Source organism: Bradyrhizobium sp. USDA3516, assembly GCF_057651995.1.
The window spans coordinates 420,078-442,808 of the sequence record NZ_JBYGYN010000005.1; the positions used below are offsets into that span (position 1 = coordinate 420,078).

Sequence of the window (22,731 nt, forward strand, 5' to 3'; positions counted from 1 at the left end):
CTCCTACGCCCCTGTCACGCGCCAGATCACGTTGCCGACGTCGTCGGCCATCAGCAGCGACTTCTGGTCGGGGCCGATCGTGACGCCGACCGGACGGCCGTAGGATTCCTTCTCGTCCGGCGACAGGAAGCCCGACAGGATATCGTGCGAGGGGCCGGACGGCTTGCCGTTCGCGAACGGGATGAACACCAGCTTGTAGCCGGACAGCTTGCTGCGATTCCACGAGCCGTGCTGGCCGATCACCATGCCTTCGCCGAAGCCGGGCAGGGTGCCTGCGGGCATCCAGCACAGGCCGAGCGAGGCTGTGTGGCCGCCTAGCGCATAGTCCGGTTGAATTGCCTTGGCGACCATCGCCGGATCCTGCGGCACGCGGTCGTCCACCGTCTTGCCCCAGTAGCAATAGGGCCAGCCGTAGAAGCCGCCGTCGCGCACGGAGGTGAGATAGTCGGGCGGCGTCTCGTCGCCGAGACCGTCGCGCTCGTTGACGACGGTCCAGAGCACTTTCGTAGTCGGCTCCCAGGCAAGGCCCACGGGATTGCGCAGGCCGGCCGCAAAGATGCGATGCGTGCCGGCAACGAGATCGAGCTCGTAGACCGCGGCGCGGCCTTCCTCGACCTCCATGCCCATCTCGGCGATGTTGCTGAGCGAGCCGACGCCGGCATAGAGCTTCTTGCCGTCGGGACTGGCGAGCAGGCTGCGCGTCCAGTGGCCGCCCGGTTTGAACGTCGTGAGCCGCTTGCCCGGCGCCGTGATGCGATCCGCATCGGCAACGTACGGGAAAGCCATCACGCCGTCGGTGTTGCCGACGTAAAAAGTGTCGCCGACCAAGGCCATGCCGAACGGCTGGTTGAGGTTCTCCATGAAGGCGCCGCGAACTTCGGCGACGCCGTCGCCGTCCTTGTCGCGCAACAGCGTGATGCGGTTGGCGGAGACGCCGAGCGCGGCGGCGCGGCGCATCGTTGCCTGCATCGCATAGTGGAACACGCTGCGCGGGGCGCCTGCGATCTGGGTTGCTTCCGCGATCAGCACGTCGCCATTGGGCAGCACCTCGATCCAGCGCGGATGGTCGAGGCCGGTCGCGAACGCATCGACCTTGAGCCCGGGTGCAGCGATCGGCTTCTGTCCGTCGCGCCAGCCGCGTGCGGTCGGCATCTTCAAGGTCGGGATCGCGCCTTGCGATTTCGCTTCGGGGATGGCGGGCTTCTCGCCCCAGGCCGGCGCGGGCTCGGTGCCCGTCATCTTGCGCCATTGCAGCGCGACGCCGCCGATGAAGGCGACGAACTGCGCGAAGATGCTGGAAAACGTCATGACGAGCCCCCGTGTGCGCGCGCATCCAACTGTTTGACGGGGCCGACGTCAACCTGTGCGGCGCACCGCAGGGGCGTATTTCCGTGGAATGGCAGCCGATCGAATTTGCATGGGAGAGTCGCGGCGTCGGACGGCAGATTAACGACGGATCTGCAGCTCCAGCCGTCTTGCTGCGCGAAAATCGTCCAGGTGACTGATGTTGGGCGCCAGTGCCGCTTCCCTCGACAGCAGATGATAGACCCGCGCCACCGTGCGCTGCTTCTGCTTCGTCCGTCCGGGCGGCAGCGCCCGCGCTTTGCGGACCGCGGCGATCGCGTGTGCGCGGAAATAATCGTAGGCGTCCGACATGGCTCGATGCTCTGCGGCCGTTGACAGATGTCGCGGGCTAACGGACGAGCGGAGGTGTGGTTCCTTGGCGGGCCAGATCGTGCGCTCGTGCCCCGGACGCAGCGCAGCGCGTGCGGAACACGAGAGTGAGGCGAGTTGCTACGCCGTCACCGCGGCGACGTGAACGGAATGAGCATCGGAACGCGGCGGCAATAGGCGCCATAAGCGTGTTCGCCGAGCTCCTTGGACAGGAATACCTCCTCCATCCGGCCCTTCTGCCACATGCCGAGCGAGATCAGGATGGCGCCGAGGATCGTCGTCACTAGGCCGATCGCGACGCCGGTCACCAGCATCCCGAAGATCAGTCCGGTGTAGATGGGGTGGCGCACTAAGCCGTAGGGGCCGGTGTCGATGACGCGATGGTCTTCCTTCTGGGTGATGGTGTTGGACCAGAATTTTCCGAGATGCAGCCGTCCCCACCATGCGAACGCGATACCGGCGACTGAGAGGAGCGCAGCGATGATGATGCCGGTGTTGCCGAGCACCCAAAGCGGCTTCCAGCCCATGGCTTCCGCAATGAACGGCGTGTACAGGATGCCGCCGACCAGGATCGGCAGGCGATAGCGCTGCGACTCCAGCGTCATGACCTGCTTCTTGGTCCGCCCCTGCCAGAACGAGGCGCCGACCCAGCTGAGCAGAAAAGCGAGCCAGATCAGGGCGAGCAGTTGCGTCGGCCAGGTCGTGGTCCAGCCACCCCAGGCGACAGAGAGAAGCTTGCTGAAATCGAAAGACATGAAGGTTCTTTGCGTTTGGGCGGCGGCGTCAGCTCGCGCGCGAGGACAGCGCGTGATGCTTGAGGGCGCCGGAGGGCTGCTCGCCGTTGCGGGCGAGCAGGTGGGTGATGGTTTCGCGCAAGACCGGTTCGATCGGACGCGGCGAATAGCCGAGCTCGTTACGGGCTTTGCCGATCGAGAGATCGCTCGCGGCGAGCGCGATCCGCACGCCCTCGGCGGTGCCGTTCGGCGGCCGGCGCGTGATGTGGTCGGCGATGTATTCGAGCATGATCGCGGAGAGCTCGGCGATCTTGCCTGGTACGACGACCGGAAATTGCCGGCGGCCGCTCATCGCCGACATCATGCGCAGGATGTCGCCGAGCGGGACGCAGTCGCCGCCGAGGATGTAGCGCTGCCCCAGGCGGCCGCGTTCCATGGTCAGGACCAGGCCCATGGCGACGTCGCGCACGTCGACCAGGTTGACCAGGAAGTTGAGATGCGGCTGCACCTTCTTCTGCAGGAAGTACCAGAGCATCGCGGTCGGCGGCGTCAGATTGTGGTCGGCGGCGCCGATCGGCATGGTGGGCGTGCCGATCACCAGCGGGAAGCCCGCCTCTGCCGCCTTGGCGGCATGATGCTCGGCGAGCGATTTCGACCGCGTATAGGCGCCGGGCATCGCCTCGGCCGGTTGCAGCGCCTCTTCGGCGGGAACGCCCTTGAGGTCGGAATAGGGGAACAGGATCGATTCGGTCGAGCAGTGCAGGAAGCGCGAGACGCCGCGCTTCATCGCTGCCGCCAGCACGATTTCGGTGCCGCGGCAATTGACCTCGTGAAAGTCCTGTTTGTTGGCCACCCACATGCCGGGCAGGCCGGCGAGGTGATAGACCTGATCGCAACCGGCGATCGCCGCGTCGACCGCGGCACAGTCCAGCACGGAGCCGTGGACGTGCTCGACATCCGCGGTCGGCACACGGACATCGAGAACGCGGACCCGCTGCCCACGGGCGCGGAGCGCTTCTACGAGGTGATGTCCGATGAAGCCACTGCCACCGGTAACCAGGACGAGAGCCATGCAGAAGGTTGCTGTTTCGCTTCGAGCGTTATCGGGTTGAAAGGGAATTGGCCGGAAGAGGCGCCAGAATCGCGGCAAGGTCGCGACGGAAGCCCAATGCAATGAATAATTTTGCCATGACGAACATCGGTCCAAGCAAAAGATGCGAGGGGAACGTGAACAACGAGGCCTCGCGCCCCTCAAAAACCTTGTGGCCAATGGTCTGCGCGGCAAGGCCGAGCACCACCAGCGTCGCAAAAATCGCCCACATCGTCGCGGTGCTGACTTGCGCCGCGATCGTCGCCGCAACCGAAAACAGCACGACGGAGACGGCCAGAATGCCGAGCCCGAGCGCTGCGTCGAGCAGCAGCCAGTAAATCAAGACCGGCAGGGCCAGGATCACCGCCAGGCTGACGTTGAAACCGAACAGCGGAAGCTTGACCAGCGTCAGCGGCAGCACGGCGCCGGTGAACAGCAGCAGGATGCCGACCACATGCATCGCCGTGTTGCGGGGATCGCGATGGTACTCGACATAAACGGCAAGTTGGCGCTGGAAAAAGCCACCCATTTCGGTCTCATGCAGCACGGGGTCGGGAAGGGCGAACAGAGGCTATAGCACTGGTCCGGGCGGTGCACAAACCGGCACTTTTGTCGCGTGAAACCGTCTGCGCGCGCCCGGGACAGGCTGCAAAATAGTCCGCACTTCAAGGGGTTCCGTCAGCAACGGAGCCGTCTTCGCTCAGCGCTTCTTGGCGGGCTTTTTCGCCGCAGGCGCTGGCGCCGCAGCCGGACGCGGCTCCTCCGGCAACTTGGCATAAGTCAGGATCTGCAACTGGCCGTTGACGGCAGAGGTCGGCTTGGCCCGGTCGAGAAATTGCTCCTCGCCGAGCCCGATCGGATGCAGCCGCTTGGTCGAGATCTTGAAGGTGTTCACCAGCACGTCGCGGATCGCATCGGCCCGGCGCTGGCTCAGGATCGCATTGGCCTCGCGCGTCTTCGAATTGGATTCGACGTGGCCGACGATCAGGAAGGTGTAGGGCAGCAGCGAGGCATGAACCAGCGCGTCCGCAATGCGGCCGACGGTCTGGTAGGATGTCGGCTGGATGATCGGCGTGTCGGCGTCGAACTGGATCTGCGCATTGAAGGCGGGCAGCTTGGCGAGATCAGGCGCGATCAGGGGCCGGTTCACCGGACCCGGATCGTTCTTGATCCTGGTCTTGGCGCGCTCCATCACCTGCTGCTTCAGCGCAGGCAGGTCGACCTCGGCGGCCTCTTCGAAATGGTTGAGCTTCGCGACGATGTCGTCGCGGGTCGGCGCCGCCGTCTGCGCGCCCGCGCTGCCCGCCAGTAAAGCGAGGCCGAGCGCCAAGCCCAGTCCCCAGGTGGCGAGCCCGTTCGCGCGCATCAGCGGTACCCCGCATCGTCGACGGCCTTCAGGCAGTTGTTGCTGATGCCCTTCGGCGTCGAGACCAGGCAGGGGACCGACTTGCTGGTCTCCTTGGTCGAGCCGCCGCAGACCTTGACGATCTCGCGCTGGCAGGCGTTCGCCACGGTAACGCGCGCGGCGACGCGCTTCTGGATGGCGTCAAAGACACCGAAATAGTCGCTCGCGCATTGCGGCGAGAGCACGTCGCGATTGCGCGACAGGCATTCCTTCAGCCGGTTCGAATCCGGGTTGACGCCGCGGCAATTGGCGACGATTTCCGCCCCGCAGCTCGCCGCCAGCTTGCCGATCGAATCGCCAAAGCTCATGGTCTCCGCCGCCGCGAGCGACGGCATCCCCAATGCAAGCAAGATCAGTACGATGCCCCGGACCATGGGTTTATCTGATACGGGGAAGTTCGCGGCGGTCAAGGGGCGTCCGGGGGAGAACTGTCGAGAGTTGCGTCAGTGCGGCCAACAATCCTCACTCGGCCTCAACGAGGGGCGGCCAGTCGATCAGAACGGCCGTGTGGTTCCTAACGTTCTCGGCAAACGCCGGATCGGCCTTGAGCTCGTCCAGCGTCCGCGGCGGGGGAAGCTGGCGCCCGTCCGCAGTCAGCTCCTGCGCAAAGAACGCCAGCGCCTCGGGCGCATTCTCCAGCGCCTCCTCGAGATCGTCGCCGCCGGAAATGCAGCCGGGCAGATCGGGAAACCACAAGCTGACGGCCTCGTCCGGGCCGGCGTCCTCGATGATGGCGACGTACTGAGCCATATCGGGCCTCACGCCCGCTGCACGAAGCTGTCCACGACCTTCTTCTCGCCGGCCTTGTCGAAGGCGATGGTGAGCTTGTTGCCGTCGATCCTGGTGACGCGGCCATAGCCGAATTTCTGGTGGAAGACGCGGTCTTCGAGCGAGAATTCGGACGTCGTGCCGGTCGATTTCGCGACCAGCTCGCCCTCGATGGTCAACGGCCCACGCCGACGCGAGGAGAAGCTGCCGAAATCGGGGCCGGATGACGCGGAGGTCGAGAACGTCGAGGCCTCTTCCTCGAAGCCGCCGCTTCGGCCGCCGCCATTGCGACCGCCGCCGCGATTCCGGTTCGCCTGCGCGCGCTGCCAGCCCGGCGTCGAATAGCTGGAGCCGAACGCCTCCATGTCGTCGAAGCGCGAGGCGCCGTAGCCGCCGCTGCCGCCCCATCCGGAGCCGCCCTTGGATTCCGTGATCTCGACATTGGCCGCCGGCAATTCGTCGAGGAAGCGCGACGGGATCGTGGTCGACCAGGTGCCATGGATCCGGCGATTGGTCGCGAAATAGATCTTTGCGCGGCGGCGGGCGCGGGTCAGGCCGACATGGCCGAGCCGGCGCTCTTCCTCGAGGCCGGCGCGGCCCTGTTCGTCCAGCGTGCGCTGGCTCGGGAACAGGCCTTCCTCCCAGCCCGGCAGGAAGACGTTGTCGAATTCGAGGCCCTTGGCCGAATGCAGCGTCATCAGCGACACCGCGTCGTCCTCGGCGCCGCCCTCGCGGTCCATCACCAGCGAGATGTGCTCCAGGAACCCTTGCAGGTTCTCGAACTCCTCCATCGAGCGCACCAGCTCTTTCAGGTTCTCCAGCCGGCCCGCCGCGTCCGCCGAGCGATCCTTCTGCCACATCTCGGTATAGCCGCTCTCGTCGAGCACGATCTGGGCCAAGTCGGTGTGCGCGGTGACCTCGCGCTGGGCACGCCAGCGGTCGAACTGCGCAACGAGATCGCGAAGCGAGCCGCGCGCCTTCGGCTTCAGCTCGTCGGTCTCGACCACGGCGCGCGCCGCCTCGAACAGGGGAATGCGGCGCTTGCGGGCGTGGTCGTGCAGCATCTGCACGGTGGCGTCGCCGAGCCCGCGCTTCGGCGTATTGACGATACGCTCGAAGGCGAGATCGTCGGCCGGCGAATTGATGACACGCAAATAGGCCAGCGCGTCGCGGATCTCGGCGCGCTCGTAAAAGCGCGGGCCGCCGATGACGCGATAGGGCAGGCCCAGCGTGACGAAGCGGTCTTCGAACTCGCGCATCTGGTAGGAGGCGCGCACGAGAATGGCGATCTCGTTGAGCTTCTCGCCCTGGCGCTGCAGCTGCTCGATCTCCTCGCCGATGCCGCGGGCTTCCTCTTCCGAGTCCCAGGAGCCCGTGACGGTGACCTTCTCGCCTTCGACGTCCTCGGTGCGCAGCGTCTTGCCGAGCCGGCCTTCATTGTGCGCGATCAGGTGCGAGGCGGCGGCGAGGATGTGACCGGTCGAGCGATAGTTGCGCTCCAGGCGGATAACCTTGGCGCCGGGAAAATCGTGCTCGAAGCGCAGGATGTTGTCGACCTCGGCGCCGCGCCAGCCGTAGATCGACTGGTCGTCGTCACCGACGCAGCAGATGTTCTTGACGTGGGACTTTTCGTTCGCAGCGGGCAGCGCAACATCATCATTCTCGTCATCACCGGGCCGACGCGAAGCGTCGAGACCCGGTGATCCCTCTTCTGAAGAAGCGATGGATTGCCGCGTCGAGCCCGGCAATGACGAGCTGGAAGAAGGCGCCTGCGACAAGAGCCGCAGCCACAGATATTGCGCGACGTTGGTGTCCTGGTACTCGTCGACCAGGATGAACTTGAAGCGCTGCTGGTACTGCCTGAGAATATCCGGGTGCTCGCGGAAGATGCGGATGTTCTCCAGCAGGAGATCGCCGAAATCGGCTGCGTTCAGGATCTTCAGCCGCTCCTGATAGCTCGCATAGAGCTTGCCGCCCTTGCCATTGGCGAACATCGCGGCCTCGCCCGACGGCACCTGCGCTGGCATCAGGCCGCGGTTCTTCCAGCCGTCGATCAGGCCGGCCAGCATCCGCGCCGGCCAGCGCTTCTCGTCGATGTTCTCGGCCTGCAGCAGTTGCTTGAGCAGCCGGACCTGGTCGTCGACGTCGAGCACGGTGAAGTTCGACTTGAGCTGCGCCAGCTCGGCATGGATGCGCAGGATGCGGCCGCCGATGGAGTGGAAGGTGCCGAGCCAGGGCATGCCTTCGACGGCGTGGCCGAGCATCTGGCCGAGCCGGTGCTTCATCTCGCGCGCGGCCTTGTTGGTGAAGGTCACCGACAGGATCTCGGCTGGGCGGGCGCGGCCCTGGCTCAGGATGTGAGCGATGCGCGTGGTCAGGACGCGGGTCTTGCCGGTGCCGGCGCCGGCCAGCACCAGGACCGGGCCGTCCAGCGTCTCCACCGCCTCGCGCTGCTCCGGATTGAGCCCGGCGAGGTATTTCGGGCCCACCGAGGCGCGCGCACGCGCGGCGATGCCGCCGGCTGCGGGCTGGTGGTCGGGTACGGCTGTGATCTTGCTCGGCTCGGTCATGCGAATCATCGGCCCCACGATGGCACCGCGGGGTGGTGGAAGGGAGCCTTCTTAACAGGGATTGGTGCCTATATGGGGCGCCGGGCCGGGTTTTCCACGTGCGCGGCAGGCCGATTTGTTCCAGCTGAGCCAGCGAATTTCGCTCCGGTCGGGACCGGAACTATCGTTCCCGCGTCGAGATTGTCAGGACAGGTGGCGCGGCCAGCCGCGTCGATCGCAGACAACATCAAGACGAGGGTTTGACCATGCTAGGCTGGGTTGTGACGTTTCTGGTTATCGCACTGATCGCCGGCATCCTGGGCTTCGGCGGCGTCGCCGGCGCTTCGATCGAGATCGCCAAGATCATCTTCTTCATCGCCGTCGTTCTGTTCCTGGTCTCGGCCGTCGTCGGCCTCGCCCGCGGCCGCAACAGGATATAGAGCGCCGGATCATGCACTAACGCTTCGAGGGCATCGCCACGCTGCGGCCGATGCCCTCGGGTCGCGTCAAGGAGCGGTGGGATTTGGCGACCCCGGCAATGCGCTGCCGGATGTCGGGCGGAAACGGCGCGACGCGCCGCGCATTCATGTCCATGTGCAGCGACATGTTCTCGGACGTCGCCGACAGCCAGCCCTCGGTGCCGTGCCGCATCTCCTCGAACGTGTGCAGCCGCTTGTCGTCGGCGTCGAGCAGCCAGACCAGGATCTGCACGGGATCGCCGAGATGGATCTCGCGCAAATAGCGCACATGGCATTCGGCGGTGAAGGTCGAGCCGTGGCGCTCGGTCTTGTAGACCGGACCAATCCCCAGCTCGAGCCAGAACTCGTCGATCGCGCGGTCGAACATCACGTTGTAATAGGCCATGTTGAGATGGCCGTTATAGTCGATCCATTGCGGCTCGATTTGCATGATCGAGGAGCGGAACGGCTCTGCGTTCGGCGCTGCGGCGGCGGTCTCCGGCATGTGTCCTTCCCAAGCTATGCGTCCGGTCGCTTGACTTGACCGGTTTAATGTCCTTTGCCACGGTCTCTTCTCGTCGGGAGGAATTCCGTGGGTACGACCATCACCAATAATCCGCCGCGGCCGGAGCCGAAAGCCCTCGCGAGCACGCTGGAGCAGCTTGCCGCACGGTTCGGCAACCGCCTCATCACCTCGCAGGCGGTGCGCGAGCAGCACGGCCATACCACCACCTGGATCCCCAACCAGCCGCCGGACGGCGTGGTGATGGCGCAGGAGACCGCCGACATCCAGGACGTGGTGCGGATCTGCGCGAGACATCGCGTCCCCGTCATTCCCTTCGGCACCGGCACCTCGCTGGAGGGCCAGATCAACGCGCCCGCCGGCGGCATCTCGATCGATCTGCGCGACATGAACAAGGTGCTGGCGGTGCATGCCGAGGATCTCGACTGCGTGATCCAGCCCGGCGTCACCCGCAAGGCGCTCAACGAGCATCTGCGCGACCAGGGCCTGTTCTTCCCGATCGATCCCGGCGCGGATGCCTCGCTCGGCGGCATGGCCTCGACCCGCGCCTCCGGCACCAATGCGGTGCGCTACGGCACCATGCGCGACAGCGTGCTGGCGCTGAAGGTGGTGCGCGGCGACGGCGAGATCATCACCACGGGCACGCGCGCAAAGAAATCCTCGGCCGGCTACGACCTCACGCATCTGTTCGTCGGCGCCGAGGGCACGCTCGGCATCATCTCCGAGCTGACCATTCGCCTGCGCGGCATCCCCGAGACGATCGCGGCCGGCGCGGTGTCGTTCGAGACCGTCCACGGCGCCTGCCAGGCCGTCATCCTGGCGATCCAGACCGGCATTCCCGTCGCGCGCATCGAGTTGCTCAATGCCGCGCAGGTCAAGGCCTGCAATGCCTATTCGAAGCTGACGCTGCCGGAGACGCCGCTGCTACTGATGGAATTCCACGGCAGCGAGATCGAGGTCGCCGAGCAATCCAAGGCGTTCGGCGAGATCGCGAGGGAATGCGGCGGCGGGGATTTTTCCTGGACCACCAAGCCGGAGGACCGCACCAAGCTGTGGCAGGCGCGGCACGACGCCTATTGGTCGGTGAAGGCGCTGCGGCCAGGCGAGAGCATCGGCGTGGTCGCGACCGACGTCTGCGTGCCGATCTCGCGGCTCGCCGACTGCGTCAGCGAGACCGAGGAGGATCTCAAGCGGCTCAATCTGCTGTCGCCGATCGTCGGCCATGTCGGTGACGGCAATTTCCACTGCTCGCTGGTCTGCGACACCAACGATGCCGCGGAGATGGCGCGCGGCGAGGAGTTCATGCACCGCCTGGTCGAACGCGCGCAGGCGATGGACGGCACCTGCACCGGCGAGCATGGCATCGGCCAGGGCAAGCAGAAATATCTGAAGGCCGAACTCGGCCCCGAGGCGCTCGATGCGATGCGGGCGCTGAAGAAGGCGCTCGACCCGCTCAACATCTTCAACCCCGGCAAGATCGTGCCGGAGGCCTAGGGCCGATCCCGGCAGGCTGGATTCAAGAAGCCCTGCTTCCAGGACCATCCGGCCCTGTCGCAATGAGTTCGGCTCGCGCGATTGGCGCGAGCCGAATGCTGCTGGTGCCGGACCGGCTCAGTATCTGCGGTAGCCACCGCTGTTATGGTCGCCGCCGCGGCCGCCCATTCCCATGCCGAGGCCGATCCCCACGCCGATGCCGATGCCCTGCATCACGGCCTCCGGCGGCGGGCCGCGATCCGGCGGCGGCGCGCGCTCGTAGACCACTTGCTCGGACGGCGGCCGTCGCTTGGGCGGCGTCTCGACCACCTTGCGCTTCGGCGGGGTCTCGTCGACGCGCTTCTTGATCACGGGCGGGACCGACGGGTTGACCGGTGTTGCCGGCGTCGCGGGCGTCGAGCACGGGCAGGTCGGCGCCATCGCGACCGCGACGGGCGTCGCCGCGGCGGCCACGGGCACGGTGTAGTTGCGGTTCTGCACGCGCAGCAGCAGCCGGCGCGCGGTTGCCGCGAGATCGCTGTTGTCCCAGTTCGCGAGGTATGCCTCGAACGAGGCGCGGGTGTTGATCGCGGTCGCACGCTCCCACGCCAGCATCTGGCGACGCCGCTCCAGCACGGTGCGCAGGCGCGGCGTGCGGGTGTCCTGGGCGTACAGCTCGATATAGGCCTGATACGCCTCCACGGTGTCCTCGGTGATCACGAGCTCATAGGCGACCATGGCAGGCTTGCCCTGCAACGTCTTGCGCCAGTCCGCGACGCTGCGCGTGCCGCCGGCGAGCGCCATGGCGGATGCGCCGGGAAGAGCGGGGGTACTGCCGCCGCTCTCGCCGAAGAACCTGAAGTCGGTGGTCAGCGAGGAGCTTTCCCACGGGATCTGCCGGCCGTCGGTCGACTGCGCCACCGCGACGCGGATGCGCTTGAACATCTCCTCGATCGGCAGGTTCGGCTGCTTGGCAACCGTCAGCACGGCCGCCGTGTAGGGGCTGTCGAGGCCGTTGCCGTCCTCCGCTTCGGCGCCGGGCGAGGTCGAATAGGAGATGAACGAGCCCGGCGCGCCGGCCTTGGTGTCGACGATCGCAAGGCCGTGACCGGCGCCGCTGAGGGCGGGGAACGGGTTGTTGCGGCAGGCATCGAGCATGAAGATGCGCGCCCGCGTCGGCAGCGCGCCGAGCGTGTTGAGCATGTCGTTCAGCCGCACGCCCTGCAGCGGGATGTCGGCCTCGCGCTTGGGATCGAGATCGACAGGCACCAGATAGTTCTCGCCGTCGATCTGAAGGCCGTGGCCGGCATAGAACACCAGGGCGACCGTGTCGGGGCCGCTGGCACTGACCTTGCCGGCGAAGTCCGAGATCGCCGCGCGCATCTCGGTCTGCGCCAGATTGGCCGCCGTGGTGACGGTGAAGCCGGCACTGCCGAGCAGCTCCGTCATGCCCTTGGCGTCGTTGGCCGCGTTCGGCAGCTCCGGCACGGTGCGATAAGCCGATTGGCCGATCACCAGCGCAAGCCGCGCTTCAGCGGCCGCGTCCGTGGGCGTCACCAATTGAGTGAGTGCGAGAAGGCCGGACGCAAGAAGCAAATTCGAAAAGACTGGACGGCGCATGATGTCACCTCCAATGGCAATGCGCACGATGATGGCACCTTTTCTAAGTCGGCGCCAAGAGGCCGTCTGTGCGCTGGATCACGAAAGGGGCCGCGGCAAAATGGGGCAGGGTATCTGCCGGAGCCGTCCCTGTGCTAGACTTTTCGACCGCGCTGCCGCGGGCATTCGGCTGGTGAAGGAGTCTTGTCGTGAAGGTCCTGCTCGCGCACACCCGGGAGATGCGCCGCAATTATTACGGCGATCGCAGTCTGAACGGCTTGCGCGCGGCCGCCAGGGTGATCCTGCACGAGAGCGACGAGACTCTGGACGCCGCCGGCCTCGTGCGTGCCGCGAAGGATGTCGACATCATCGTTGCCGATCGCATGACGGAAGGGCGCAGCGAGATCTTTGCGCAGCTGCCGCGTCTGCGGGCCTTTGTCCGCTGCGCCGTCGACATCCGCAACGTCGACGTGGATGCGGCCTCGCAGGCCGGCGTGCTCGTGACCCGCGCCGGGCCCGGCTTCGTGCAGGCCGTAGCCGAGCTCGCGCTCGGCTTCATGGTCGATCTCTCCCGCGGGGTGTCGCGGACGACCGCAGATTACCAGGCCGGCCGCAAGCCGGAAGCACGGATGGGCCGCCAGCTCGCCGGCAGCCGGATCGGCATCATCGGCTACGGCAGCATCGGGCGCTACCTCGCCGAGATTGCAAAAGTGCTGCGCATGGAGGTGCTGGTCTCCGATCCTTTCGTAACAATCAGCGATGCCGCGATCCGGCAGGTCGGTCTCGACGAGCTCCTCGCCGCATCGGATTATGTCGTCTGCCTCGCCATCGCCAACGAGCAGACCGAGAATCTGATCGGGGCGGCGGCGCTGGCGCGCATGCAGAAGCATGCCGTCTTCATCAATCTCTCGCGCGGCAACCTCGTCGATGAAACCGCACTGGCGCACGCGCTGCGCGAGGGCCGCATCGCCGGCGCCGCCATGGATGTCGGCCGCGCACCGGACCAGATGCCGACGCCCGAGCTCGCCAAGCTGCCGAACGTCATCGCGACGCCGCATGTCGGCGGACTGACGCCGCAGGCCATCGAATACCAGTCGCTGGAGACCGTGCGGCAGGTCGAGGCCATCGTGAGGGGAGAAATCCCGCAAGGCGCCGTCAACGCCGATCGCTGGACGCGGCGGCCGTGAAGGGTCTCAAAGCCGGTCCACCGCCTTGAACGTACCGTCCTTCTGGATCACCGTCAGGAATACCTTCGGCGGCGTGTCGAGCATGCGTGTGCCGACGGTGACGATGCTGCCGCTGATGTCGAAACGGCCGGTATCGTTGATGGCGCGCAGCAGGCTCGCGCGGGTCGGATTGGGGCCGGCCTTTTCCAGCGCCGCGGCCGCCAGGCGGCCGGACAGATAGCCTTCAAGCGACACGAAGTCGGGCGTCAGCGCCGGGTCGAACGCCTTCTGCGCCGCCTGATAGTCGGCAACCAGCTTGAGCGAGCGGTCCCAGGGAAACGGCACCACCTGCGAGACGACGACGCCTTCGCCCTCCGGGCCGAGTTCCGCGGCGAGCGCATTGGCGCCGACGAAGGAGATGTTGACGAAGGTCGGACGAGCGCCGCTGCGGTGGGCGAGCTTGATGAACTCCGCGCACGGTCCATAGGTCCCGACCATGACGATGGCTTCGGGGTCGGCGCGCCTGATCATGCGCCAGGCCTGGCCGACCGCGCGGGTGTTGCGCTCGAAAGTGCCCTCGGCGGCGAGCTCGAGCCCGCGCTTGGCGAGCGCCCGCTTCACGCCGACAAGCCCGTCGCGGCCGAAGGAATCGTCCTGGTAGAAGATGCCGATCCGGGTGAACTTGCGATCCTCGGTGAGATGCTTGATCCAGGCTTCTGCCTCCGCGCCGTAGCTCGCGCGGATGTTGACGACGTTCGGAAGCTCGAGATCGCGCAGGAACTCGGCGCCGGTGAACGGGCCGATGAAAGGTACGTTCCTGGAACTGGTGATCGGTATCGTCGCCATCGCGGTCGGCGTGCCCACCGCGCCGATCAGCGCGAACACCTTGTCGTCGTCGATCAGGCGCAGCGTCTGCGCCACCGAACGGTCGGGGTCGTAGCCGTCGTCACGGCTGATGAGCTGGAGCTTGCGGCCATGAATGCCGCCCTTGGCGTTGATCTCGGTGAATGCGGCGACGATGCCTTGCCGCATGCGCTGCCCCAGCGCGGAGGAGGGGCCTTCCAGCGCCGCGGCCTGGCCGAACAGGATCGCATCCTCGCTGATGCCGGCCTCGTTGCCCCTCGCAACCAGCGAGGTCGCAGCCAGAAGCGCGATGGTCAGGACGACGGATCTCGCTGATCGAAATCGATGCATCGGAAAGCTTGCCGGATCATTGGAAGAAACCCGGCGCAACGTTAGCCTTGCGAGCCTGAATAGCTCGCTAAGCGGCGCGACGCAGATTGCCCGTAGTACACCGGGGAAAAACCAGCAACTTATGTCCAGAACGCCGGGATCGTTCGCGCACTTCGTTAACTAATTTCCGCATTGCGGTACGACCGGTTTGCGAAATTGTGCACTTCTTAACCGCCGTCTTGTTCCGATAGCGGCGCCGGCACCTCAACCAGAGGTTCGGTTCGTCGCGGATAGGGGACGGCGGCTTCAAGATGGGCGGTCGCGATCAGAACGATCAGGATCGGAGACGTGGAGGCGGATGGTGGCGTGTCGCGCCGCTGCTCGGGCTCTATCGTCCTGCGCTCGTCGCGGTCGGCGTCGGCCTGCTGTTCTCGATCGCGGGCGCTGCCGCCGTGGCGCGGTGGGAAGATCGCGTCAACAGGATCGAGTTCGAGAACGCGGCCGAGACCCAGGCGATCGTCCTGCAGAACGGCATGAACGAGTACATATCGAGGCTTCTCGCGCTGCGCACGCTGTTCGAATCGACAAATGAAGAAGTCACCCGCAGCGAATTCGAGACCTTCAGCGCCCGCCTGTTCGAGCGTCACCCCGGCATGCTGCGCATCTCCTGGTTGCCGCGCGTCAACCGCAAGGAGCGCGCGGAATACGAGGCCGCGGCGATCCGGGATGGCATGTCGAGCTATCACATCAAGGCGCTGCAGGGCGAGAGCTTCGTCACCGCGCCGCAGAGCGACGAATATTTTCCGGTGTTCTACTCGACGCAGCCGAAGACCTCGTCGGTCTACGGCATGGACTACACGACCGTTCCGGAACGGCGGGCGGTGCTGGAGCGCGCGCGCGACAACGATCGCGTCGCAGCCATGCGCACGCGCCTGTTCGGGCCGAAGGACAGCGACCGGCCGTCCTATGTCCTCGTCGTCGTTCCCGTCTACGCCAAGGGAACCTCGCGCGAGGAGATCGCGGACCGGCGCCGCAATATCGCCGGCGTCGTGGTCGGCGTCTTCGACCTGCCGCTGCTGATCCAGTCCATCCGCGTGACCACCGGAGCCAGCCCCGCGGTCAGCATGACGGTCTTCCCGCCGTACACGGCGCAGATCGTCAGCCTCGAGCAGATGCTGCCGGATTATGCGTCGGCCGCCTCGGCGCTGCGGTCGATGCGGGACATCGCGCGGACGCTGCACTGGTCGGGCAGTCTCAAGATCGGCGACACCGATTGGCAGGTGCGGGCGGTTCCGACCGCAGGCGGTCCGCTGGCGACGACTTACGACCGCGCGGTTGCGGTCCTCGTCGTCGGCATGCTGCTGACACTGTCGCTGTCGACCTATCTGATGCTCGCCAGCCGCAATTCGCGGCGGCTGTCGCTGGCGAACCGGCGGGTGCTCGAGCTGGCCCAGACCGACATCCTCACCGGATTGCCGAACCGCGCCTTCTTCCTCACCCGTCTCGACGAGATGAACGGCAAGTTGAGCGTCAGGCGCGAGCCCTTCGCGATCCTGATGCTCGACCTCGACCGCTTCAAGAACGTCAACGATTCCCTCGGTCACGCGGCCGGCGATGCGCTGCTGCGGCAGGTGGCGCAGCGGCTGAAATCCGCACTGCGTGCTACGGACGTGCTGGCGCGGCTCGGCGGCGACGAATTCGCCATCATCCAGCAAGCCGGCGAGGACCAGCGCACCTGCTCGACCGATCTGGCGGCGCGGATCGCCAAGCTCGTGAGCGAGCCGTTCCTGCTGCCCGGACACCGCGTCGAGATCGGCACCAGCATCGGCATCGCGATCGCGCCGGATCATGGCAGCGATCAGGAGCAGCTCCTGAAGAAAGCGGATCTGGCGCTCTATCGTTCGAAATCGGCCGGCCGCAACTGCTTCACGATTTACGATGAGGCGATGTCCGCCGAGCTGGAGGCCCGCAACACTCTGGAAGGAGATCTGCGCGACGCCATCGCACGCTGCCAGCTGGAGGTGCACTACCAGCCGTTCGTCGATGCCCTCAGCGGCGAACGACGCGGCTTCGAGGCGCTGGTGCGCTGGCGGCATCCGACGCGCGGCCTGATCCCTCCGGACCAGTTCATTGCGCTTGCGGAGGAGACCGGGCTGATCGTGCCGCTCGGCGAATTCGTGCTGCGCCGCGCCTGCGCGGACGCCGCCGGCTGGCCTGCCGATCTCATGATCGCGGTCAATCTGTCGCCGATCCAGTTCAAGGAAGCGGAGCTGTTCGACATGATCTGCACGGCGCTGGCCGATTCCGGCCTGCCGCCGCAGCGGCTCGAGATCGAGATCACGGAATCCGTGCTGCTGGAGCGCGGCAGCGAGAACCACGCCTTCATGGAGCGGCTGAAGCAGCTCGGCGTCGAGCTCGCGCTCGACGATTTCGGCACCGGCTATTCCTCGCTCAGCTACCTGACCGCGTTCCCGTTCGACAAGATCAAGATCGACAAGTCGTTCATTCGCAACCTGACCCAGCAGCCTCGCTCTTCCGCCATCATCTCCTCGATCGTGACGCTGGCGCGCGGACTGGACATGTCGGTCACGGCCGAAGGCGTCGAGACGCGCGAGGAGTTCGACCGGCTGAAGGCGCTCGGCGTCAATTTCGCGCAAGGCTATCTGTTCGGCCGGCCGCACCCGATCGAGCGGATCCTGTTCGATGCGCCGGTCAAATCCTCACGGCTCGACGCCGCCTGAGCGCGCGCCCAAGCAGTATTTAAGGTCGTCATGCCCGGGCTTGTCCCGCCTGCGCGGCCGAAGCCGCTTCGGCGAGGCGAAGGCCCGGGCATCCACGTTCTCCGTGCTGCGTCGCAAAGAGTGGCTGGCCGGGACAAGCCCGGCCATGACGCTGCGGAAGCGTCTGCGCCCCGCTCAAGGGGCATGCGCGAATAGCGCTTGACCCGGGCATCCCCGGATGGTCCGAAGAACCGTCTAGGGATGAAACAAGCACACAACATGCGGCTTCCGTTCTTCTACGGCTGGGTCGTCGTCGCCGTGACCTTCGTCACCATGGCGATCGGCGTCAACGCGCGCACCGCCTTTTCGCTGTTCTTTCCACCCATCATCTCCGAGTTCGGCTGGGAGCGCGGCGTCACGGCGGGCGCCTTCTCCTTCGGCTTCGTGGTGTCGGGCGTGGTCAGCCCGCTGATCGGCCGCCTGATGGACCGCGCCGGTCCGCGCGCGGTGATGGAGCTCGGCGTCGTGCTGATGGGCGGCGGCCTGCTGCTGGCGCCGCTGACCAGCGCGCCCTGGCACCTCTATGTCACCATCGGCGTCATGGTCGGTGCCGGCAGCGTCTGTCTCGGCTATTCCGGCCAGTCGCTGTTCCTGCCGAACTGGTTCATTCGCAAGCGCGGCTTCGCCATCGGCATCGCGTTCGCCGGTGTCGGCATCGGCTCGGTGACGCTGCTGCCATGGGTGCAGCACATGATCGAGCAGACCGGCTGGCGCACCGCCTGCACCGCGATGGGTCTGCTCGTCCTGATCGCGCTGGCGCCGATCAACCTGCTGCTGCACAAGCGTCCCGAGGACATCGGGCTCCAGCCGGACGGCGATGCCGCCCCGGCCGCAGGCGCGGCAAGCCCGGTCTCCAACGTGGTCGATCAGGTCTGGGTCAACACCGAATGGACGCTCCGGCGCGCCGTGGCGACCGCGCGGTTCTGGTGGATCGCGCTCGGCTATTTCTGCGGCCTGTACATCTGGTACGCGGTGCAGGTGCACCAGACCAAATTCCTGCTCGATGTCGGCTTCAGCTCCGGCGTTGCGGTATGGGCACTCGGCATGGTCAGCCTGCTCGGCATTCCCGGCCAGATCGTGCTGGGGCATGTCTCCGACCGCATCGGCAGGGAGTGGGTGTGGGCGATCAGCTGTACGGGTTTCGTTGCCTGCTTCGCCGCGCTGATCGCGCTGAAATATCAAGCTTCGCTCTGGCTGGTCTATCTGATGGTGTTCGCGCAAGGCGCGCTCGGCTACGGCCTCACCTCGATCATGGGCGCGGTGGTGTTCGAGATCTTCCAAGGCAGGCACCAGGGCAGCATCTTCGGCACGATCATGCTCGCGGCGCTGGCCGGCGGTGCGGCCGGACCGTGGCTGACCGGCGTTCTTTATGATCGCGCCGGGGACTATACGCTGGCTTTTGCCCTCGCCATCGTGGTGAGCGGGGTGTCGGCGCTCGCGATCTGGCGAGCGGCGCCGGGCAAGGTGAGGGCGGTCGCCGGCCGGCTGCACACGCTCCAGCCGGGTACCGGCGCCGGATAAGCCCTAATGCTCGGCCAATTCTGCGGTGAGTGCCTTGGCGGCAAGCAGATCGGACGTCTCGAAGCCCTCCGTGAACCATCCGTACGTTGAGGCAAGGAGGGCTCGCGCTTCGATACGCCTGCCTTCGTCGCGCCAAAGCCGAGCCAGACTCATGGCTGCACGCAGTTCGAACGACTTCGCGGCTTGCCTGCGAGCCACATCAAGTGCAGTTTGCAAGCAAGCCTCGACCGCATCCGCTGGAGCTCCACGAATGCGCCGCAGTTCGCCATCGATGCGTGCAACTTCTGCCTCCCACATATGTTCGCCATTGCGAGCGGCGAGGTCCTTCGCTTCTGCCAGCGCCGTGAGCCCTTTCTCGCCATCACCAAGCTGCAAATAGGTTGATGCCAGCATGCACAAGTAGCGGACCTGGTACCAACTGGCTCCCAGTCCGTCTCGATCATTCAAACCTTTGCGCATGAGCGCCAGGCCACCGTCCGCGTCACCTTCCTGCGCCATGACCCAGCCTCGAAGGATGAGGCCGCTCAACCGCCAGTAGTTCAAGCTGTGCTGATCGGCGAGGTTGATGATGGCGTCGGCGTGCGCATGCACTGCCGCCACGTCACCCATCAGCTCCGCAGGTCCCGCTCCGCCATAGACCGCGACGTGGGCGGTAAGGTTCGTCTGGTTCAGCTCCGCAGCGTACTCAAACGCCGCGCGGCTTGTTCTCTGGGCCTGGTCGGGATAGCCAAGGATCCAAAGCACGATGGCCAGGTAGGGTAACGCGGAGGCCTTCGGGTCATGGACATAGTGCACGGGCGCTGGCCGATGGGTGTCCGGGTCATAGCGGTTCAGGATCGTCTCGAACTCGGAGTGGGCTGCAGGAAAGTCACCCGCGTGCATGGCTGTGAGAGCCGCCATGCGATGCGCACCCAATTCCAGCGCCGTGTCCCTGGTGCGTTCGGCGGCGAGGCGTGCCTCGCCAACCAGCCTCTGCATGGCGACGTAGTCGCCTCTCACGAAATGAAAAATATACTTGCCGCTAAGTGTAGCGAACAACGCATCCGTGTCATCGAGCTCGTGGCAGAGCGCATGAGCCCTGCTGAAGGCAGTGCCAAGCTGCGGAGCCGTGTATCCATGAATGGCGATCAGCGGACCTCCAATTGCCGTCTGAAGCGCGAGTTCCTGGCGATTCCGCTCCGGCCCTTCCGGACAGGCGTTGAGCGCCTGCAGCCCTCTGGTGAGATGAGTGATTGCTTCGAGATTGGCGGAACGCCCGGCGGCATTTCGGCCGGCCTGCAGCCAATAACCGACCGCGTTGGCCACAAGGCCGGCCTCTGCGAGATGCAAAGCTATCGTCTCCGGCTCCATCTCCGCACGGGCCGGATAATGTTCTTTTAGAGCTGCGGCGATCCGAGTGTGGATCTGCTGTCGCTTGCTCTTCAAGAGGCTCTCGTGCGCGATGTCCTGGACCAGCGCATGTTTGAAGGTGTAGCCGATATCCGGAGGCACTCCACGCCGGAAGATGAGTTCCGCCTCCAGGAGTTCATTGATAGCGCGCTGGAGGGCATCTTCATCGAGCGGCGTTACGGCTTTCAAAAGGTTGTGTCCAAACTCACGCCCAATGCAGGCCGCGATCTGGGCGACCTCCTTAACGGGTGCCAACCGGTCAAGACGGGCCATCAACGAATCCTGGAGCGTTGTCGGGATCGCAAGTGGCGGCAAAGGACCTATAAGCTCATAGCGGCTCCCCCGATCCTTAAGCAGCCCGGATTCGAGGACGGTCTTGGTGAGCTCCTCGACGAACAACGGCACGCCGTCCGTCTTGGCTAAAATCTGCTCGAGCACCTCCTGCGGAAGCATCTTGCCGCCGGTGATCCGGTCGACCACGGCCGTACCTTGCCTGCGGCCCAGCCGGCTCAAAAAGATTGCTGCCACATGTCCATGCGCCGTCCAGCGCGGAACGAATTCCGATCGGAAAGTAACGACCATCAGGATCGAGTGACGCTGCACCTCGTCAACAGCCCGATCAATGAGCTCGAGCGTGGTGGGATCGGCCCAGTGGACGTCCTCGTAAATGGCAAGAACCGGTTGCTTTGCCGCCAAGCCCTTGATCTGCTCCAACAGGGCCTGGAACGTTCGCTCTTTCTTTTGGTGTGGACTTAGCTCCAGCGGAGAGTAGCGCTTGCCCGTCGGGATGGCCAACAGGTCGGCCAGAACGGGCGCACTGCCACGTACGTCGTCCGTCGCAAGCGTGAGCATCGCCTCAAGGTTATCGAGTTGTTCTTCGGAAGGGTCCTCCCGCCGTATTCCCGCTGCTCGTTCAAGGAGCCCTACGATAGGATACAGGGCGCTGTTGGTGTGGAATGGCGAACAGAAATGGCTGAGGCGCGTGTGCGGCACGCCTGCAAGCCGGTCGCGTAGCGCTCGCACCAGGTGGGATTTGCCGATGCCGGGTTCGCCGCCGAGCAGGACGATCTGTCCTTCTCGCCCTTTCGCCTGTTCCCAGCGGTCCAGGAGAAGAGCGAGTTCCTGGTCGCGCCCAACCAGCGCGGTCGTCGACATCCCGTGCTGGGCGTCAAATCGACTCTCGGCTGCGCCCTCGCCGGTGACGAGCCACGCCTGCACCGGCCCCGGGAAACCCTTGAGAGGCACTGTCCCCAGGTCCTGGTATATGAAGGCCTCGCCGATCAGGCGGTGCGTTGAATCGGCGATGACAACGCCGCCGGGTTCGGCGAGCCCTTGCAAGCGGGCCGCCAGATTCGGGGTCTCTCCAATGACCGACCGCTCGCGGGCTTCTCCCTCGCCGATCAGTTCGCCGACGACAACCAGACCGGTTGCGATGCCGATGCGAGCGGCAAGGGCTGCACCGGTCGGCGCGGTAAGCGCCGCGACTGCCTTGGATATCCGAAGCCCGGCGCGAACTGCACGCTCCGCCTCATCTTCATGCGCCCGCGGCCAGCCGAAGTAAGCGAGAACCCCGTCGCCGAGGAATTTGGCAACGTGTCCCTCGAACCGGGTGATCTCGCTCGCCACGGCGTTGTGGTAGGCCTGTATCAGGTCCCGCACTTCCTCAGGGTCACGTCCCGAGGCGAGCGCAGTCGATCCGACCAGGTCGACAAACATGACTGTGAGCTGCCGCCGGTCTGCTTCCGACGGCAGTGGCCGTATTGGCTGTCCTGCCGAGGCACGAACCCCCACAGGTATGGGGTCGCTCGGCAGAGCGAGTGCGTGGATCGCCTTCAGCACGGTCTTGCGCGGGCCGAGCGGCAAACCAAGTTCCCGCAGATCGTCTTCGGTCAGCTCCGGCAGGACCTCAGGCGTGACTTCCGCATCCTGGAAGGCCTGGGAGTAGCGCTCCAGCCCAAGACCACGAAGCCATTCCGCGATGTTCACGCGACGCCTCCTCGCTAGCTGTCAGGCGACGCGTACGGCAAGCTTAGTTGAAGGTATGCAACCTCAGCTTCAGCGAACCGTCCGCCTGACGCTCAAACACGTGCGTAGCAATCCCGCCGGCAGCTTGGCGCGACCCATCCGCTCCCTTGCCGTTGGCGCTCCATCTCGCCGCGCCGTAGACGATCTTGTCGTCTCCGCCCGCATCTATGATTGTCAGCTTGTGATCGGCAAATCCGCTCGAAAAAAGCCCGGCGAAGAATTTCTCGATTTCTGCTTGACCCGATATGACCTGATGGCTTGGAGGCAGCACTTTAGCGTCCGAAACGTACGCCGTGGCGACCGCTTTAGCGTCGGCTTTGTTGAATGCCGAATCCCAGGCAGCATAAGCTTCAATGATTCCGGCTTTGACGTCGAAGCTCGTCGAGGAGGCCAAGTTCGTCATG

The 22,731-nt window shown here is 65.5% G+C and carries 19 protein-coding genes; 5 read left to right on the forward strand and 14 right to left on the reverse strand.

What is annotated here, in order from left to right:
• Positions 1-3 precede the first annotated feature (3 nt).
• The 9 genes from AC24YW_RS18975 to AC24YW_RS19015 all read right to left on the reverse strand — a co-directional run bounded on the left by AC24YW_RS18975 (position 4) and on the right by AC24YW_RS19015 (position 8,250).
• Positions 4-1,308: a PQQ-dependent sugar dehydrogenase gene (locus AC24YW_RS18975; protein ID WP_487484136.1), complete on the reverse strand. Its 1,305-nt coding sequence runs from the start codon at positions 1,306-1,308 to the stop codon at positions 4-6.
• 138 nt (positions 1,309-1,446) lie between these two features.
• Positions 1,447-1,656: a hypothetical protein gene (locus AC24YW_RS18980; RefSeq protein ID WP_487484137.1), complete on the reverse strand. Its 210-nt coding sequence runs from the start codon at positions 1,654-1,656 to the stop codon at positions 1,447-1,449.
• A 146-nt stretch (positions 1,657-1,802) separates the two neighbouring features.
• Positions 1,803-2,429: a methyltransferase family protein gene (locus AC24YW_RS18985; protein ID WP_487484138.1), complete on the reverse strand. Its 627-nt coding sequence runs from the start codon at positions 2,427-2,429 to the stop codon at positions 1,803-1,805.
• A gap of 28 nt (positions 2,430-2,457) precedes the next feature.
• Positions 2,458-3,480: an NAD-dependent epimerase/dehydratase family protein gene (locus AC24YW_RS18990; protein ID WP_487484139.1), complete on the reverse strand. Its 1,023-nt coding sequence runs from the start codon at positions 3,478-3,480 to the stop codon at positions 2,458-2,460.
• Between the two features lie 28 nt (positions 3,481-3,508).
• Positions 3,509-4,027 (reverse strand): Mpo1 family 2-hydroxy fatty acid dioxygenase, encoded by a 519-nt coding sequence (locus AC24YW_RS18995; RefSeq protein ID WP_487484234.1) that lies wholly within the window; start codon positions 4,025-4,027, stop codon positions 3,509-3,511.
• Between the two features lie 171 nt (positions 4,028-4,198).
• The gene (locus AC24YW_RS19000; protein WP_487484140.1) at positions 4,199-4,864 is read right to left on the reverse strand and encodes an OmpA family protein; all 666 of its coding nucleotides are present in this window, start codon (positions 4,862-4,864) and stop codon (positions 4,199-4,201) included.
• Positions 4,864-5,277 carry a hypothetical protein gene (locus AC24YW_RS19005; protein ID WP_487484141.1) on the reverse strand — a complete coding sequence of 138 codons (414 nt, stop codon included), beginning with the start codon at positions 5,275-5,277 and terminating at the stop codon, positions 4,864-4,866. The genes AC24YW_RS19000 and AC24YW_RS19005 overlap by 1 nt, the downstream gene beginning before the upstream one ends.
• Before the next feature lie 88 nt (positions 5,278-5,365).
• Entirely contained in the window at positions 5,366-5,653 is a 288-nt protein-coding gene (locus AC24YW_RS19010; protein WP_487484142.1) for a type II toxin-antitoxin system HicB family antitoxin, read from the reverse strand.
• 8 nt (positions 5,654-5,661) lie between these two features.
• Positions 5,662-8,250, reverse strand: a complete 2,589-nt coding sequence (locus AC24YW_RS19015; RefSeq protein WP_487484143.1) for an ATP-dependent helicase — start codon at positions 8,248-8,250, stop codon at positions 5,662-5,664.
• Positions 8,251-8,486: 236 nt separating this feature from the next.
• On the opposite strand from AC24YW_RS19015, the gene AC24YW_RS19020 reads away from it, so the two are divergent.
• Complete coding sequence (locus tag AC24YW_RS19020) at positions 8,487-8,660, forward strand: DUF1328 domain-containing protein (RefSeq protein ID WP_036006471.1); 174 nt, start codon at positions 8,487-8,489, stop codon at positions 8,658-8,660.
• A gap of 16 nt (positions 8,661-8,676) precedes the next feature.
• On the opposite strand, the gene AC24YW_RS19025 is transcribed toward AC24YW_RS19020, so the two are convergent.
• Positions 8,677-9,183 carry a thioesterase family protein gene (locus tag AC24YW_RS19025; protein WP_487484144.1) on the reverse strand — a complete coding sequence of 169 codons (507 nt, stop codon included), beginning with the start codon at positions 9,181-9,183 and terminating at the stop codon, positions 8,677-8,679.
• An 87-nt stretch (positions 9,184-9,270) separates the two neighbouring features.
• Here AC24YW_RS19025 and AC24YW_RS19030 point away from each other — a divergent pair, with 87 nt between their 5' ends.
• Entirely contained in the window at positions 9,271-10,695 is a 1,425-nt protein-coding gene (locus AC24YW_RS19030; protein WP_487484145.1) for an FAD-binding oxidoreductase, read from the forward strand.
• A gap of 117 nt (positions 10,696-10,812) precedes the next feature.
• Here the strand turns inward: AC24YW_RS19030 and AC24YW_RS19035 are convergent, their stop codons facing one another.
• A complete protein-coding gene (locus AC24YW_RS19035; protein WP_487484146.1) occupies positions 10,813-12,294 on the reverse strand; it encodes a caspase family protein in 1,482 nt (493 codons plus the stop codon).
• Between the two features lie 188 nt (positions 12,295-12,482).
• Here AC24YW_RS19035 and AC24YW_RS19040 point away from each other — a divergent pair, with 188 nt between their 5' ends.
• On the forward strand, positions 12,483-13,460 hold the full coding sequence (locus AC24YW_RS19040; RefSeq protein WP_487484147.1) for a hydroxyacid dehydrogenase: 978 nt from the start codon (positions 12,483-12,485) through the stop codon (positions 13,458-13,460).
• A 6-nt stretch (positions 13,461-13,466) separates the two neighbouring features.
• On the opposite strand, the gene AC24YW_RS19045 is transcribed toward AC24YW_RS19040, so the two are convergent.
• Positions 13,467-14,633, reverse strand: a complete 1,167-nt coding sequence (locus AC24YW_RS19045; RefSeq protein WP_487484148.1) for an ABC transporter substrate-binding protein — start codon at positions 14,631-14,633, stop codon at positions 13,467-13,469.
• Between the two features lie 290 nt (positions 14,634-14,923).
• On the opposite strand from AC24YW_RS19045, the gene AC24YW_RS19050 reads away from it, so the two are divergent.
• Complete coding sequence (locus AC24YW_RS19050) at positions 14,924-17,353, forward strand: bifunctional diguanylate cyclase/phosphodiesterase (RefSeq protein ID WP_487484149.1); 2,430 nt, start codon at positions 14,924-14,926, stop codon at positions 17,351-17,353.
• Positions 17,354-17,611: 258 nt separating this feature from the next.
• Positions 17,612-18,913 (forward strand): MFS transporter, encoded by a 1,302-nt coding sequence (locus tag AC24YW_RS19055; protein ID WP_487484235.1) that lies wholly within the window; start codon positions 17,612-17,614, stop codon positions 18,911-18,913.
• Positions 18,914-18,916: 3 nt separating this feature from the next.
• On the opposite strand, the gene AC24YW_RS19060 is transcribed toward AC24YW_RS19055, so the two are convergent.
• Together AC24YW_RS19060 and AC24YW_RS19065 are read right to left on the reverse strand one after the other, a co-directional pair.
• Positions 18,917-22,288, reverse strand: coding sequence for an adenylate/guanylate cyclase domain-containing protein (locus AC24YW_RS19060; protein ID WP_487484150.1), 3,372 nt, complete (start codon positions 22,286-22,288; stop codon positions 18,917-18,919).
• Between the two features lie 43 nt (positions 22,289-22,331).
• Positions 22,332-22,730, reverse strand: a complete 399-nt coding sequence (locus AC24YW_RS19065; protein ID WP_487484151.1) for a YybH family protein — start codon at positions 22,728-22,730, stop codon at positions 22,332-22,334.
• Position 22,731: the final 1 nt, after the last annotated feature.